The organism is Cerasicoccus sp. TK19100 (genome assembly GCF_027257155.1).
GTDB lineage: Bacteria > Verrucomicrobiota > Verrucomicrobiia > Opitutales > Cerasicoccaceae > Cerasicoccus > Cerasicoccus fimbriatus.
Map to the genome: position 1 here is coordinate 300,230 of NZ_JAPWDU010000001.1, position 15,954 is coordinate 316,183.

13 protein-coding genes are annotated in these 15,954 nt (G+C 58.1%); 3 read left to right on the forward strand and 10 right to left on the reverse strand.

Annotation, left to right across the window (positions count from 1 at the left end; translation table 11 throughout):
- Nucleotides 1-193: 193 nt before the first annotated feature.
- On the reverse strand, nucleotides 194-658 hold the full coding sequence (locus O3S85_RS01180) for a quercetin 2,3-dioxygenase (protein ID WP_269537197.1): 465 nt from the start codon (nucleotides 656-658) through the stop codon (nucleotides 194-196).
- Between the two features lie 83 nt (nucleotides 659-741).
- Between O3S85_RS01180 and O3S85_RS01185 the strand changes: the two genes are divergently transcribed.
- The gene (locus tag O3S85_RS01185; RefSeq protein WP_269537198.1) at nucleotides 742-969 is read left to right on the forward strand and encodes a hypothetical protein; all 228 of its coding nucleotides are present in this window, start codon (nucleotides 742-744) and stop codon (nucleotides 967-969) included.
- Here O3S85_RS01185 and O3S85_RS01190 read toward each other — a convergent pair.
- The 8 genes from O3S85_RS01190 to O3S85_RS01225 form a co-directional block, all read right to left on the reverse strand.
- Nucleotides 966-1,781 carry a hypothetical protein gene (locus O3S85_RS01190; protein WP_269537200.1) on the reverse strand — a complete coding sequence of 272 codons (816 nt, stop codon included), beginning with the start codon at nucleotides 1,779-1,781 and terminating at the stop codon, nucleotides 966-968. The two genes, O3S85_RS01185 and O3S85_RS01190, sit on opposite strands and share 4 nt — an antisense overlap.
- Nucleotides 1,782-2,599: 818 nt before the next feature.
- A complete protein-coding gene (locus tag O3S85_RS01195; protein WP_269537201.1) occupies nucleotides 2,600-4,399 on the reverse strand; it encodes an assimilatory sulfite reductase (NADPH) flavoprotein subunit in 1,800 nt (599 codons plus the stop codon).
- A 94-nt stretch (nucleotides 4,400-4,493) separates the two neighbouring features.
- Nucleotides 4,494-5,198 carry a hypothetical protein gene (locus O3S85_RS01200; protein WP_269537202.1) on the reverse strand — a complete coding sequence of 235 codons (705 nt, stop codon included), beginning with the start codon at nucleotides 5,196-5,198 and terminating at the stop codon, nucleotides 4,494-4,496.
- Nucleotides 5,199-5,223: 25 nt separating this feature from the next.
- On the reverse strand, nucleotides 5,224-5,649 hold the full coding sequence (locus O3S85_RS01205) for an acyl-CoA thioesterase (RefSeq protein ID WP_269537203.1): 426 nt from the start codon (nucleotides 5,647-5,649) through the stop codon (nucleotides 5,224-5,226).
- Nucleotides 5,650-5,925: 276 nt separating this feature from the next.
- On the reverse strand, nucleotides 5,926-7,143 hold the full coding sequence (locus tag O3S85_RS01210; RefSeq protein WP_269537204.1) for a porin: 1,218 nt from the start codon (nucleotides 7,141-7,143) through the stop codon (nucleotides 5,926-5,928).
- 3 nt (nucleotides 7,144-7,146) lie between these two features.
- Entirely contained in the window at nucleotides 7,147-8,922 is a 1,776-nt protein-coding gene (locus O3S85_RS01215) for an adenylate/guanylate cyclase domain-containing protein (protein WP_269537205.1), read from the reverse strand.
- 3 nt (nucleotides 8,923-8,925) lie between these two features.
- A complete protein-coding gene (locus tag O3S85_RS01220) occupies nucleotides 8,926-9,576 on the reverse strand; it encodes a hypothetical protein (RefSeq protein WP_269537206.1) in 651 nt (216 codons plus the stop codon).
- 42 nt (nucleotides 9,577-9,618) lie between these two features.
- Nucleotides 9,619-10,530, reverse strand: a complete 912-nt coding sequence (locus O3S85_RS01225) for a glutathione S-transferase family protein (RefSeq protein WP_269537207.1) — start codon at nucleotides 10,528-10,530, stop codon at nucleotides 9,619-9,621.
- Nucleotides 10,531-10,647: 117 nt separating this feature from the next.
- Between O3S85_RS01225 and O3S85_RS01230 the strand changes: the two genes are divergently transcribed.
- Nucleotides 10,648-11,739: a DUF481 domain-containing protein gene (locus tag O3S85_RS01230; RefSeq protein ID WP_269537839.1), complete on the forward strand. Its 1,092-nt coding sequence runs from the start codon at nucleotides 10,648-10,650 to the stop codon at nucleotides 11,737-11,739.
- 58 nt (nucleotides 11,740-11,797) lie between these two features.
- Here O3S85_RS01230 and O3S85_RS01235 read toward each other — a convergent pair whose 3' ends face one another.
- Nucleotides 11,798-13,834: a PEP-CTERM sorting domain-containing protein gene (locus tag O3S85_RS01235; RefSeq protein WP_269537208.1), complete on the reverse strand. Its 2,037-nt coding sequence runs from the start codon at nucleotides 13,832-13,834 to the stop codon at nucleotides 11,798-11,800.
- Between the two features lie 291 nt (nucleotides 13,835-14,125).
- Here O3S85_RS01235 and ilvD point away from each other — a divergent pair, with 291 nt between their 5' ends.
- Nucleotides 14,126-15,838 carry a dihydroxy-acid dehydratase gene (gene ilvD / locus O3S85_RS01240; RefSeq protein ID WP_269537209.1) on the forward strand — a complete coding sequence of 571 codons (1,713 nt, stop codon included), beginning with the start codon at nucleotides 14,126-14,128 and terminating at the stop codon, nucleotides 15,836-15,838.
- Nucleotides 15,839-15,954: the final 116 nt, after the last annotated feature.

Consider the following 15,954-nt stretch of genomic DNA (forward strand, 5'->3'; position numbering starts at 1 on the left):
CAAGAATTGAGGTGAACGTTCGAAGGTTCCTATCAAGGTTTGGTTGCGCCCATGTCCTCAAGCGAACTCATGTTGCTGATTGGCGCTGCTTGCGGAGCGGGGACGCTCCGCGCTACCTTGCTCAGAGGCAATGCTGTGCCCGTAGGGATAACGTGCGCTACCTTGCTCAGAGGCAATCGTTACGCGTCGTCCGCTACTCCACCACCTTCATGTGGTAATCGCCGGCAATGGCGATGGCGGACTGGATCATCGCGTCGGTGACGGGGGGAGGCGTCGGGTTGGCGTCGGTGATCTCCTCGCCAATGCGCATCAGGAATTGCTCGAAGCCGGCGGGGACCAGGAATACGAGCGCCTTGACCACGTCATCGCTTTCATTTGCCCAGGCATGCGTCACGCCTTTGGGGACGGCCACGTAGCTGCCCGGTCCGGCGACGATGTGCTCATTGCCCACGCTGACGGTCAACTGCCCCTCGACCACGTAAAACATTTCGTCTTCGGCCAGGTGCTGATGGGGTGGGGTGCCCGAGCCGGGGTTGACGTTCATTTCGAGCAGCGCATGCGCACCGTTGGTTTCCGCGCCGGTTGACTTAAAAGAGTATCGGTCGCCCCATACCCAGAAATCACGTCCGAGCCCGGACGGCAGAATGATTGGTTGCATAGAGTGTGTATTGTGCGCTGCCATCCCAGCAATTTTCACCGCAATGACAACGCCGATTCACTGGGGGAAATTCCCATGGCTGCTTGGCACTAGGCGCTTGTGGATCGAACGTCCGGCATCAGCCCAATGCGTCCGGCAAGATTGAACTGGCGCTTACCCAAGGCCCAAACAACGACAAAGACACCGGCTTCATCTACCTCGGAGCAATGACCCTCACCGCCGTCCCGGAACCCGGAACCTGGGTCTTGTTTGCCGGCGCGATTGCGCTGGCCTCGTCGTATGGCATAGGGGGGTTGAATGGTGCGATTTAGTTCGCCCTGTCGAACTGTAAGATGAGTCCATCTTCTGTTGCAATCACCTTCATTTTGCAGCCTGCAGCTTGAGCAATATGTTCGAAAGCATCGTAGGGAGGTACGTTTTTCTCGGTATACCCTGAAACTGTCTGACTGCCGCAGTCGTTTAGATAGCTAAACTCAATATTTAACAACCCAATCATTTTTTCCAAGTCTTCGCGCTCGGTAGTATACTCGAACATGACTTTGTAAGTCCACTCGACTGCTTCTTTTAATGACATATCCGGTAGTTTTACATCAGGGAAATTGTAGACTGCACCATCATCGCCCAACAGTCGTTTTAAAAACCAGATTCGATTATCTCGAACCTTTCGATCTACTATAATTCCTGAGTCGACCCGTAATAGCATATCTCGCGCGTAAATACTCGAATATCCCATATGAACATAGTTCAATAACTCGCCTTCGGGTATCGATAGGAGGCCGGAATACCATTCAGCGAAAACAGGTTCGTCCCCTTGTTCTGGCCATATCTCAGTTAACGGCATGACTTTGTCTTGGTCAAAATTTTGAATTTTTTCCAAGTATAGCTTGTTGTTCGTTATCTTCCAGGTCGCAATATATCCACGCCAGCAAGCGCTGCATTCACCCTCTTGAAAATACTCCAGAAAATCGGTTCTTTCACCGGTCCATTCGAACCATTGATTGAGAGGGTTTGTCCTGATGCCTCTCTCTTCTCCATTAAGGATCAGAATATCGGGGACTTGACCTGTCCCGAAGACGTTTTGGCAGTGTAGAAGGACGGTAATTATTACGGCGCAAAATTTCATGTTATCAGGCCAACGGTATAATTGAACGCATCGAAGGACTATGGCCGGATGGGTTGGGGTGACTCATGTGACGAGTTTGGTCCCTAAGCTATATCTGGTCAAGGAATCATGTTGATTAATCGTATTGAATACTAATTCAGTGGATTGTGCCTTATCGAGAACCTGCTGATGCCTTGTTTCCGGTAGATACGCCATTGGCGGTTTTCGCACAAACATCCACTTGGTCCTGCCCCAACCATACCCTTGTTTCTGCCGCAAACAACCACTTGTTCGTGACCAAACCCTTACCACGTACGTGCCGAAGCGTCGGCGATGCTCCGGAGAAGTGTCGGCGACGCTTCGTGCTACAGTCGGCGACGCTTGGTCGCGCAGTCGGCGATACTTAAGCGCCTCGGGGATCGTCTGGCGCGCCGACTTTTACGTCCGTAATACTGTCAGAAAACCGGCGTGGAGGCCACAACAAAACGGATATTTTTCATGCTGAAGGCGCGCATTTCCGTAGCACAGGCGTCCCGCCTGTGTCCCGATTTCCAACTGTCTGAAACCACACAGGCGGGACGCCTGTGCTACGGAACGCGGCCACTCCAGCGCGGTGGTTTGGCTGGCCTCCCTTGAGCGAAGTCGAATGGAGACTCGGCCTACTATTTGGGCAGCTTGATTCAAATTCCGTCAGCATGGGGTGCGGCGCGGGGACGCGCCTGCGCTACCTTAGTCAGATAGAGTCGCGCCTAATGAATGCGATGCTTGTTACATGCTTACAAAAAAACGGCCGAACACATCGTCCGGCCGCTCTTTAATTTTTAATTTTCTCTTTAATCTCAGTAAACGTCCCGCTGGTAACGCTTGTCCTTTTGGAGCTGCTTGACGGTTGCTTCCGCGGCGTCGCGGGAGAGACCACCGTGCTGCTCGTGGATCGTGATCAGGGCTTCGTTGACGTCGTGCGCCATGCGGGAGGCGTCGCCGCAGACGTAGAAATGTGCGCCGTCCTGGAGCCAGGCGTAGATGTCTTTGCCCTGCTCGATCATGCGCTGTTGCACGTAGATCTTCTCGGGCTGGTCGCGGGAGAAGGCGGTGCTAAGCTTGGTCAGGATGCCGTCCTTGAGGTAGTCCTGCCATTCGAGCTGGTAGAGGAAATCGTAGGAGAAGCGCTGGTCGCCGAAGAAGAGCCAGTTCTTGCCCTTAGCGCCGTCGGCAGCGCGGTCTTCCACGAAGGAGCGGAACGGCGCGATGCCGGTGCCGGGACCCACCATGATGATCGGCGTGTCGCTGCTGCCGGGGAGCTTGAAGTTCTTGTTGTGGTGGGTGTATACCGGAAGGGTTTCGCCCACGGCCACGCGGTCGGCCAGGTAAGTCGAGGCAACGCCCTTGCGCGCGCGGCCATAAGCGTCGTAGCGGACGGCGGCCACGGTCAGGTGGACCTCGTCCGGGTGCGCCTTCATGCTGGAGGCGATGGAGTAAAGACGCGGCGGCATCTTACGCAGCAGGCCGACAAAGTCCTTCGCCGGCAGGCCGATTGGGTAATCCGCAAGCAGGTCGCAGATTTGGCGGCCCCAGAGGTAATTCTGCAGCTTTTCCTTGTCGCCAAGGAGAGCGGTGAGCTCGTCGCTCTTGGCCAGGTCGTTGTATTTCTTAACGATGTTCTTCGTGAGCCCGGTGATGTCGTAATACTGGGTAAGGACTTCGTTAAGCGGGCCTTCGCTGCCGTCGGGCGCTGGGACGGTGTCATCTGCCTTGAACTTGCCGGACTGGATGACGTGGTCAACATCGTCAGCGCAGTTGGTCGGGATGACGGCCAGGGCGTCGCCAGCTTCGTAGCTGAGACCACTGCCGGCGAGTGACAGCTCGAGGTGGATGGTTTCCTTGATCGAGCCGCGACCGTTGAGCAGCACGCGTTCCTTGAGCTCGGACGGGAAGGGGTTCTTCTTGCCGTATTCGATGGCCGGAGCGGTGGGCGCGAGGGAGGCACTGGCACTATTGCCTGCGGGAGCCGCGGCAGGTGCGGCGAGTTCGCTCAGGTCGTGCAGCGCGCCGTCTAGCCACTTCTGGAACGGGCCCTCGTAGTCGAGGTCGCAATCGGTGCGTGGGTGGAAGCGCTTGGCCCCGAGCTTTTCGAGGCGCTCGTCAAAGTCTTTACCGGTCTGGCAGAACTTCTCGTAGGCGGTGTCACCGAGCGAGAGCACGGAGAAACGTGCGCCTTCGAGCTTGGGAGCCTTGTCGCCCATGACGAACTCGTAGAACGGCACGGCGCGGTCGGGCGGCTCACCGTCGCCCCAGGTGCTGCAGATGACGAGGAGGTTCTTTTCCTTGGCAAAATCAGCCGTCTTGTAGTCGCCCATGTCGACGGTCTTCGGCTTGAAGCCTTTGGCGGCGGCAGCCTTTTTGGCGCGGCTGGCGAGCTCCTCGGCGTTGCCGCTCTCAGTGCCGTAAAGGATGGTCAGCGGGATGCTGGCTGGCGCGGTGTTGGCGGCAGGCGCAGCGGCGGGAGCGCCGGAAGCGGATTGGGCGCCCGCCAGGAAGCCGCTCAACCACGTGGTCTGCTGATCGCTAAGGGTCGGCAGAATCTGATTGAGCGAGCTGCGTTGCGGTTCGCTGAAGGGTGCGTGTTGCGGGATTTTCATTTTCGCGAAAACAGCCTAGTAATGACCCTCGCAGGGGTGAGTTCAAGTCTTACTTCACCAGAATTAGCGACGCTGATCGAGGCCGTGAGCGCTGCTAACGGATGTCCGAGGGCTGTTGCGGCTCCAAGAGACGCAGTGACTTCAGCTGAAACTTCTTGCCGCTGTAGATGCGCAGCATGCGGGGCAGGGTGCGGCGGTCACACCACCACATGAACCAGAAACCGGCAATGGTCACTGCCAGCGGTAGCAGGATCATGAATTGCTCGGTCTTGGCGGCGTGCTTGCTTGCGGCGATGGCGATCTGAACGATTGTCCAGATAATCCCACCAATGCCCGCCAGCAGGCCGACGATTTTCCCCGTAACGTAGCCGCCGCGCTTGAGTTGCCAGAATTTCACCTGATCATCGGGAAGTCGGTGGATCGTGGTGTATTCGATTTCGGCGGTGCGCTTGCGCTGGCCAAAGAGGCCGATCAGCAAGCCCAGTGGCCCGAGAAACATCAAGGCCAGCGCCTCGCCGCCGGTGGGCTGGTTGGTGTGCTTCAGCTTCCAGGTGGCGTGGGCGTATTGGCCGTGGGGCTCAGTGGCGGCTTCGATTTCGGAGACCTGCACCGCGGTGTCGGCAAAGATATTGAGCGCCCAAATTTGGTTCTTTTGATACTTCTTCTCCAGGTGGGGCATCAGCTTGCCGCGGGTCAGCAGCTCGGCGCGCTCGGCAAACTGCTCCTCCTCCCGCAGGGCGGCTTCGTCGATCACCTGTTGCGGTAGGTCGGGCTGTGCGTATTGGTTGGGCGCATTCATTCTGGCAATGCAAAGTTGCGATAAACTATCCGTTTTCCAGCACGGGATAGCAAGCCCGGACTATCTCGGGAATTGCGATGGGGCGGCCGGTGTCTTCGTCAATGTAAACCCAGTCGGTCTCGCCCCGGGCGATGAGCGCACCGTCGGCCACGCGGTGAAATTGATAACGCCGCCGTGAACGCACCTTGGTCGCGTCGAAGATCCAGGTGCGGGCAGTGATGACGTCGTCCAGGTAAGCGGGCTTGAGATACTCAATGTGGTGCGCCCGGGCGACCCAAGTGCCGCCGGCTTGCTCCATCGCCGCGTAGCCGCCGCAGGCGCGGGAGTGCGCAATGGCGACGTCCTGCATCCACTGCACATAGACGACGTTATTAACGTGGTTCTGCCGGTCGATCATGTCGGCCGTCACCGGGAAAGTGTGCGAGAACGCGCCTTGTGCGTCAATGGGCATGTGGAAATTGAAGCGATGGGTTGAGCGCCAGCAATATGATTTTTTAAACCACGAAGGACACGAAGAGCACGAAGCTGATATGGCGCGATTTTAACAGGAAGATCGGGAAGAACGGGAAGCAAATTGATAACCGGATGATTCACGCGCAGGAACAAATGATGTTTTAGAAAAATCACTTGGGGTCTTTGGGTCTTAGCGTGAGTTTAAAATTGTTGCCTCTAGGTCCTTCGTGCTCTTCGTGTCCTTCGTGGTTAAAAAACTGCGTCCTAACTTGCCTTAAAACTTAATCACTAGCTCGCCGGCGATCTGGTTTTCGCCGTCTTGGAAGTTGGCGAATTGGTATTGATATTGATACTGCACCTTGATCAGCGCGTGGCGGTTGAACTTGTAGCCAAGGGCGGCTTCGGCGCGGAGGACGTCGTAGTCCCAGCGTTGTTTGCCTGCGGGGGTGTCGATCTTGTTGTAAAACTGCATGCCGTAGCGCAGGGCACCGTAGAGCTGGGGCGTGATCTTGTATTTGCCCTCGACGTAGTAGCTGTAGATCTGCGCGGGGTCGCTGACGTTGGGCACGTCAAACTCGGAGAACAGCGCCTCGGCCCAGACTTGCCACGGGCCACTGGCCCAGGTGGCGTCGAGGCCAACGGTTACCTGGTCGTAGTCGCCCACGTGGGTGCCGACGGGCAGGGTGGCCTGCGTGCTGTCTTTTAAATACGCGCCAAACGCGCCGGACAGGCCAACGTTCCACTCGGCAACGGGCGTCCAGCCAAGGCGGCCGGTGAAGGTCGGGTCGCTCCAGTCGTAGTCGTCCCAAACCGGCGGGCGTGAGGAGAGGGCTCGGTTGGTGCCGGACACGGCGAGATCGAAGTCGCGCCAGCTCGCAAAGCCCGCTGCGCCCTGCGTGTAAACCGGCCCCCAGATGATGGGAATCCACGTGTGGCCGTTGATGTTGGCGTTGCGGCGGTTGGCAAAGGCGGTCGCGTTGGGCGGGGCGACGTTGTCGGTGACGCTGGTCGCCTGATCGTAGGCCAGTGGCGGGGAGATAAAGGGGTTGTCCCACGCGCTTTGCCGCGGCACGTAGTTGCCAAAAATCGTCGCAAACCGACCGACGCGCACATCGAAATGCCCGGGCGCGATGGCCGCGTCGATAAACAGCTCGTCGATGCGGACAGAGTTATTGGAGTAACCCGGGTCGATGCCGTCGTCCCAGCGAAACTTGATCGAGCCGGACAGGCGTTCGCCGAGCCAGGCATCAGCCTCCAGCGTTAACCGCGGGCTGAAGAGCGTGTGGTCCGTCGGTGGATTGGGGAACACGAAGCCAACCGGTTCCTGATTAAAATAGTAGCCCGAAATTTCCACCGAGCCACCACCTTGAATAGCAAACACGCCGTCCTCTGTTTCGTAGAAGAGGTTGTTGCTCAGGTAGTCCAGCGGCTCGAAAAGGTTGGTCGCCGAGAGGCTGGCGCAGGCGAGGAGAAGTGGCGTGTAGCGAAGCATTGGTTATTCCACAGAGATGACTTTGAAAACGGGCACCGGGTCCTTAAAGCCTTTGAGCTGGACGCTGTCAATGCGTTCGACGACGGCGGTCGGGGGGAGGCGGTTGCGGATGGCTTCGTCGATGATGACTTCGCCCGGGCCAGCCTTGGAGCACAGGCGTGCGGCGAGGTTTACGCGGTCGCCCAGCACCGTGTAGTTGCGGCGGGTGTCCGAGCCCATGCGCCCGGCGATGACCTCGCCCGCGCCAATGCCGACGCCGATGTTAATCACGCGGTCTCCGGCTGCATTAAGCTGCGCGCGGACGGCGCACATGGCCAGGCCGCAGCGCACGGCGTTGACCCAGTCGTCGCCGTAGGCATGGGGCGCGCCGAAGAGCACCATGATCTCGTCGCCCACGTATTTATCGACGACGCCCTGATGCTCGGAAGCGAGGTCGGACATGACGCCCATGTGGCCGTTGACCAGCTCCACGACGTCACGCGGGTCCATGCCATCGGTCAGCGGCGTGAAGCCGCGGATGTCGCAAAACAGTGTCGCCACTTCGCGGGCTTCGCCGCCGAGCTCAATCTTGCCCGCGAGCATTTCGTCGGCCACGGCGGGATCGGTGACCATGTTGAGCACCTGGTGAATTTTCTCCTTCTGCGCGAGCTCGTCTGCGGCGCTTTTGATCGCCGTGGAAAGTTGGCCCAGTTCGTCTTTGCCGGGCGGCGGGTTGACGTCGAACTCACCGTGCCCGATCTGCCGCATGACGCCGACTAATTTTTCAATACGACTCGCGAAGCTTTGCGATACAAAGTAACTGAGCGCCAGCCCGAATAAAAGCGCCGCGCCGAGGAACCACACTGCAAGCTGACGAATGCGCTCGACCAGCGCCTCCAGCCCAGCGAGCGAATAGAGCTGCACGCGCCAGGCCCCGGGCATGCCCACGGTGGATTCGAGCTGGTAGGTGAAGACCAGGTAATTGACCCTGTCGAGGCGATACTCCGGCAGCGCGCCGCCGTGGTGGTTGGCGATGATGCGCGCGATGTCGGGATCGGCGCTGTCGGGGATCGACTGCGAGAAAAGATGCCCATCGGCGAAGATGCCGCTCTCGATGGTCTCGCTTTCGGTGTCGAGCATGTCGCTGCCGAGGTATTGCCCCAGTGCGATCCAGCCAACGAAGTTGTGGTCGCTGATCTCGCCGCCGAGGTAAACGGGCGCGACGAGCACCTCGTAAAGGCTGGGCTCATCGGGTGTGGGGAAACTCACGTAGCCGAGGCTGAAATAGTGGTCGAGGTCGGCGTCTGCTGGGGGCATCACCAGACAAGTCTCCAAGAGGCGGGCAACTTGCACTTCGCTCACGCCAGCGACTTGACCGGCGTTGTTCTCGGTGGGGATTTGCATATTCCCCTCGGCATCGAAGAGGCGGAAAAAGGCGTCACCCATGCCACCGGTTTCCGAGCGTAGGGAGGACTCCAGTTCCACGCTGAAGTCGAGATACGCGCGGTCGGCAGCACCGGACATCAGCGCGGCTTGCGGGCGCACGGCATACTGCGAGGCGGTGATGATGTTTTGCTCCAACTTGCCGCGGCGCAGGTTGAATTGCTTTTCAAAGGACTTGATCTGGTCGTCGAAGCGGTCCTCAACAAACTCGCGGTAGGCGGCGTTGAAGCGCGCCTGGACAAGCATCAGCAGGCCGAGCGTCACTACGGCCACGATGCTGAGGATGGCGATCGTTAGCCGGAAGCTGAAGCGGTGCCAAAGCGGTGGGCGGGAGAAGGTGGCGTCGGCGTCCGGCATACGTTACTCGCCCGGCGCGGCGGGTTGCACGGTCAGCGTTTCCTGGTCGGCGGGGACGGAGATTTGCTGGTGGCTGGTCTTGCCCGGGCCATACCAGACGACCAACTCGTATTCGCCAGCGGGGACGTTTTCCAGTGCGAAAGTGCCGTCGGTGCCCGCTGTGGTGAAGACTGGCGTGTCGAGCACGAGAATCGTTGAACGCATGTGACGGTGAATCTCGCAGAAAACAGCGATCTCGCCCGGCTCCTCGAAGACGACGGTGCCCGGCTCTTCGCCTTTGCGATAGCGGCCGAGGTCGAAGCTTTTTTCGGGCGAATAGGAAAAGACATTGTGGAACGTTTCGTCCTCATTGGGGAAGACGACCATCGCGCCCTTGGTGACGGGCATCACGCTGACCTCAAACTGTAGGCCACGCTGAATCAGCTCGGAGGTCTTCGGCACGTTGTCCCACATTGCCTGCGGAAAATCGCCCAGCAGGTAGACGACGGCCATCGACTCGGGCGGGGCGGCTGGTTGCTCGGCGGCACCGCGCTGGTAGCGGTTGGAGGAGCGCTTGGCGCTGGGCAGCTCGTCCACGTCGATCTCGCCGTTGATGGTGGCGGCGTGGACGGAGATTGCGCAAAGGCAGGCGAGTGGGAGCAGCAGTTTTTTCATGGCATGGTTCGTCGACGAGTGGCGGCAAACCTGACGCGTTTCCTACTCGCGGATGACGGTTTGTGGTCCGCGGGGCACGATCTGCGTCGGGTTGATGTCGTCGTGAGTCACGTAGTAATGGCGCTTTATATGATCGAAATTCACCGTCTCGGCAATACCTGGTTCGCGGTAAAGCCGCTCCATGTAGGCTTGGAGATTCGGGTAGTCGATGATGCGGCGGATGTTGCACTTGAAATGCCCGTGGTAGACGGCGTCAAATCGGATCAGCGTACAAAATAGCCGCCAGTCCGTTTCCACAATGCGCTCGCCAAAGAGGAACGGACCGCCCTGGGCAAGGCGGTCTTCGAGCTTATCGAGTGCATCAAACAGGGCGATGACAGCCTCGTCGTAGGCGGGTTGCTTGTCGGCGAAGCCCGCGCGGTAAACACCGTTGTTGACATTTTCGTAAATCATTTCGCTGAGCGCGTCTTGCTCGTCGCGAATGGACTCCGGGAAGAGGTCGACGGGGTGCTTGGCCAGCGGGCGAAAGGCGTCAGCCCACATGCGGCAGATGTCGTCCTCGGAGTTGTTAACGATGCGGCGGGTCTGCTTATCCCACAGCACGGGCACCGTTACGCGGCCCTTGAAGTCGGGGTTAGAGAGTCGGTAGGCCTCGGATAAAAACTGAAAGCCCTCGGCCTCATCCGGCCCATGGCCGTCGCCCTCGCGAAAGGCCCAACCGGTGTCATCGGTGCGAATCGGGTCTGCGACGCTGATGCCTACGGCGTGCTCCAGCCCCATCAGCCGCAGCGTGATCCAGCTACGGTGCGCCCAGGGGCAAGCCTTGCAAATGTAGAGTTGATAACGGCCGGCCTCGGGTGGAAATTCGCCGCCAGGCTTTACCCATTGGCGGAACTCGTCTTCCTGTCGTTCGAATGAGCCGTCTTCGGAGGTTTCTTCGGAAAATTGCGCCATGGCTCAAGCCTGTGCAGGAGCGGGATTTCTGCAACCGGGAAATGGACTTTAACGCGAAGAGGGAATCGACGTTTGACACACCCGCTAGAGACGTTTCGATCTGCCATCGTGGGACGGATGATTCAGAATATTTTGCGTGGCGGAGCTGTTTTGGTGGCTCCGGTATTGCTCGCGCCTTTTGTATTGGCCGAGGATAAAAGCGAGAACTGGATGCCGCCGGGTGCTAAGGACGACACGAAGTTTGACTGGATCGAGCTGACTTCCGGGGAATGGCTCAAGGGCGAGTTTTCCCACATGTACGATGACTCGGTCGAGTTCGACAGCGACATTCTGGGCGATCTCGACATCGATTGGAGCGACATTAAGCAAATTCGCTTCCGGCAGCCCATGGGAGTCCGTTTGGATAACCGCACGGTCCACCGGGGGAAAGTCGTTATGGTCGACGGTGTCATCACCTTCGAAGATACCGGTGAAACCGCGCCACGAAAAGAAGTGGTGTCGATCACGCCAGTTTATAAAAATGAATGGGACCGCTGGGAACTGGAGGGCAAGCTCGGGCTTGACTTCCAAACCGGCAATACGGACGAGACCCGCTACACGGCGAATTTTGAGGCCGTCCGCCGCACCGTCAGCACGCGCTGGAAGTCTGACTATCTCGGAAACTACACAAAGACCGATGGTTCCGAGTCGGCCAACAATCATCGGGCAAGCACGGAGTTTGACTACTTTTTTGATGAGCGCCTGTTTATCCGGGTGATCAACGTGGAGTTCTACCGCGATAAATTTCAGAACTTGGATGTGCAGCTAACGGCCGGTGCCGGTATTGGTTACAAGGTGATCGACAGCAAGGACTTCGATTGGGAAGTTCAGGCAGGTCCGGCCTACCAGTATAATCAGTATTCACAGGTGCAGCCCGGGGAGAGTCGCACTGCGCAAAGCCCGGCCGCAATCTTCTCGACCACGCTGGATTGGGACATTACGGATGATCTGGAGTACAAGCTCAGCTACCAGGGGATCCTGACCAATGCAGAATCAGGGCTGTTTACGCAGCACGTTGTCACTTCACTGGAGTATGAGCTGACCTCGATTTTCGACGTATTCGTCATGTTGCAAATGGACCGCGTGCAGAATCCCAAGCAGCTCAGCGACGGTTCGACGCCTGAGAAGAGCGACGTCACGCTTTCCTTCGGCTTGGGCGTGGATATTTAAAAAGCCGTGCTTCCACATGGAAAGCACGGCTTTGAAATTGTTTAGTGAGACCGAGGTTTTACTTGCGGCGACGAATGATGCAGTAGCCGAGGCCAGCCAAACCCGCGAGTAAGGCCCAGGTGCCCGGCTCGGGAACCAGTGCTGCCTGCCAGACCGTTTCATCCGAACCGCCAAGATAAACTGCGCTGAAGGCAAAGAGCGGGTTGCTGCTATCGATGACTTGGCCGGAGAAGGTGTTCCAACTGGAGGTCAAGTCGCCCAGGCCGACAAAGCCCGCAATGTTTTGGCCATCGGTTAGCGTCAAACCGGTGTTCAAATCGAGCGTGGCACCGGTTTCAAGAAGAAGGCTGGCTACCTCAACATTGGCTTCACCCAAGTTGGCGTCGAGGTAGCTGTTCTCGCGAACATTCAGGGCACCGGCGATCAGCTTTTCCCCGATCTTGTCGATATTGGGATCACTAACGAACGGATTATCGTTCAGGAATTCATTGACGAGCTTGATGTGTGACGTGTCACCTGCATCAACGCCAATGTTGAAGGTCGCGACAGACCACGTTTGCGCTTGAACGCCGGTCGTCGAGGAGGCGTCGCCCACTTCCCAGGTTTTAGACTCCGCACCATCGCCACCCGTCATGGTCAAGGTGGAGGTGCTCAGGTTGTAGTTGTTGCTGGAACCCTTGGCCGCCACGGTGTGCACGATCCAACTGCCGCCGAGGGTTACGTTAGCGCCGTTTGCGCCGCCATCGAGGCCGATATTTGTGTTTACATCTCCGCCGCCTGGCAAGCGGTAGGCGTCACCTGTCATGAGCACATCGCCGCCAATGGAAACATTACTGTTTTCCATAAAGAGCTTCAGATTTCGCCCTGCCTGTGATGATGACGATAGGTCTTCCAGGAGAATGCCTTTGGAAATGTCCAGTGTGAAGCCCTGGGTGTAGAAGTTCTGGGAGTCCGTTTGCTGGGTGCCGATAGACGCGACTTGGCGAAGCGCAAAACCGTAGTCAGAGTCATAGGCTTCGCCGAGCTCATTAAACAGCACGGCGCTGCCGATAAGGCTGACGTCGTCATTCATCTTGATGGCTTGAACGCGCGCGACCGTGTTGGTGTCGCCTTGGGATTGCAAGCTGCCGTAGGTGCCGCCGTGGAGCTGCATTGCAGTGGCGAGTGACGAGCTCTGAGAGGTGCTGTAGAGCTTGATGTCCAGCTCACCGAGGTTATCGAGGCGACCGCCATCAATGGAGCCGACGATGAATTTGCCGGAGTTGCCACTTGAGCCGGTGGAGCCCGTCATGCTTACAAAAGCCGTTTCTTCGGCGGTCCAGGTTTGGTCACTGCGCACATTGAGATGGACCAGCCCGAGACCGATGGTGCCGGAGGTGCGGTTGTTGGGCGATTCTAGGTTAATCGTGCCGCCAACATTGGTGAAGTTCCAGCTTGGGTTTTCAATCAGCGCGGCATCTTCAGTTGCCTTGCCCCCGTTAATGGATTGGGAAAGGCTGTTGTCTGGCGTTGCAAAGGTAAAGCTGCTTCCCGTGAAGTTAAACGCGGTGCCCGCGACGCCAGTGCCCGCGCCCAGGTTGAACCAGGCCCAACCGGGCGCTTGCCCTGTAGTTGTCCATGAGGTGATGTCCAGCGTGACGCCGGAGGCTTGGGTGCCGACTCGAAAACGGTCATTCTGTTGGCCGGAGCCCCCGCCGGAGCCATATCCGGAGAAGCTGAAACCATCAGTCAGCGTCAAACTTTTGTCGAGATACAGGTCCATCTCCTGCGCCCAGCTGTTGGGGTCGACGTTACTGTTAAACGTCAGGCCGCTGGGGTTAAAGTTTGTGTCCGCCGCGCTGATAAACAGGTCACCTTTGAAGGTGTTCGTCTGGTCGAGCCCTGAATAATTGAATATCGCGGTGTCGCCGGTGGTGGGAACCGTGCCCGAGTCCCAGTTGGCTCCGTCATTAATGTCGGTAGCGAGGCTTTCGGCTGTGGAGTTTAGGCCGATCCAAGCGACGTCAGCGGCAAAAGCCGAAGCGGTGGCAAAACAAGTTATAATTGCTGCTGGCATTAAGCCACGCCAGAAGAGTGATGGGGGTATGTTAGTCATAGATGGAAACAGGGGGTTAAGCCTATGTTGAAGGCTAATGTATCGTTGATCCATCCTGTAATTGCAATGAAAAATATCCTGTTAGGCGTTTTGAATTACGATTATTGATACTGCCGCAGCCGAAATTAAGTTGGGTTTATATGCTGTTAGGGGGGCTCGATAAATCATCAGGGCCAATGTTAGCCAGACGGATGTGATCCATGACGTAGGCTGGCTCATTGTTTGTTTGGGCAAGCGCATTGAAATTTTGACTCGCCTCGCCAGCGCGGGTTTTCGCATGCTGGTCGGGCTATGGCTTTAGAAAACTCCCGCAAACACTCCTCGATCGTTGTTGATGGCACGGACCGCGCTGCGGCCCGCGCAATGCTGCGCGCTGTCGGCTTCGAAGACGAGGACTTTAAGAAGCCGCAGGTTGCGGTGGCTAGCTCGCCCAGTGACATGACTCCGTGCAATGTCCACCTCGGCGAACTGTCTGAGTACGCCCGTAAGGGAATTGACGCGGCTGGCGGCAAGCCGGTCTCCTTCAACACCATTACCGTCACCGACGGCATCAGCATGGGCACGAAGGGTATGCGCTACTCCCTCGTCTCGCGCGATGTGATTGCGGACTCCATCGAAACCGCCGTTGCGGCGGAGGGCTTTGACGGCCTCGTGGCCATCGGTGGCTGCGACAAAAATATGCCCGGTTGCATGATCGCCATTGCGCGGTTGAACCGCCCGGCAGTCTTTGTTTACGGCGGTACCATTTTGCCGGGCTTCCTGCCTTCCGACGAGAAGGAGTGCAACCCGATGGACGTTGTTTCCGTTTTTGAAGCCGTGGGCAAGCACGCCAAGGGTGAACTGACCGACGAGCAACTCAAGGAAGTTGAAAAATACGCCATCCCCGGCCCGGGCTCCTGTGGTGGTATGTATACGGCCAACACCATGGCCAGCGCGATCGAAGCGCTCGGCATGAGCCTTCCCGGCAGCAGCGCGCAAGTCGCCATCGGTGAAGCCAAGCGCAAGGACTGCGAGAACGCCGGTGCTGCCGTTTGCAACATGTTGGAGAAGGGCATCAAGCCGCGCGATATCATGACGCGCGAGGCTTTCATTAACTCGATTACCACCTGTCTCGCGCTCGGCGGTTCCACGAATTTAATCCTCCACATGCTCGCCATCGCGCACAGCGCAGAGGTCGAGCTGACCATCGACGACTTCAAGGAAATCGGCGAACGCATTCCGCTGTTGGCCGATATGAAGCCCTACGGTCGCTACAGCATGAGTCACCTGATCCGCATCGGCGGTATCCGCCCGATGATGAAGATGCTCCTCGACCGTGGCCTCCTGCATGGTGATTGCCTGACCGTGACTGGTGAGACCGTTGCCGAAAGTCTCAAGGACGTGAAGCCCTATGGCAGCTACCCGGACGAGCAGGACATCATCCGCCCGTGGGATCAGCCAATGAAGTCCACCACGCACTTGCGCATCCTGCGCGGCAACCTGTGCCCCGGCGGCGCAGTGGGTAAGATCACCGGTAAGGAAGGCACGTATTTCAAGGGCGTGGCCAAGGTTTACGAAGGTGAAGAAGAAGCATTAGTCGGCATTTTGAAGGGTGACGTCGTCAGCGGCGATGTGGTCGTGATACGCAACGAAGGCCCCGTTGGTGGCCCGGGCATGCGCGAAATGCTTTCCCCGACTTCCGCGGTGGCCGGCCGCGGCCTGATCAAGGAAGTGGCGCTCATTACCGACGGACGTTTTTCCGGCGGCAGCCATGGCTTTGACGTGGGTCACATCACGCCGGAAGCCGCAAAGGGCGGCCCGATCGGCATCGTGAAGAACGGCGACCTCATCGAGATCGACGCCGTGAAGAACACGATGAACCTCCTCATCGACGATGCGGAATACGACGCTCGCATGAAGGCCTATAAACCAGCTCCGCCCCGGGAAACACGTGGTGTCTTGGCCAAGTATGCCAAGCTCGTCGCGACCGCTTCCGAAGGTGCTGTAACTGATAAGAACCTGTAAGCGCAAATCGATCCCTGGACACTGGAGGGCGACGCTCCGTCGTCGCCGCCATGTATGAGTGGTATTTGCACAATGTGCAAATCTATCGGTCCAGCAGGATGCTGGCGATGACGGAG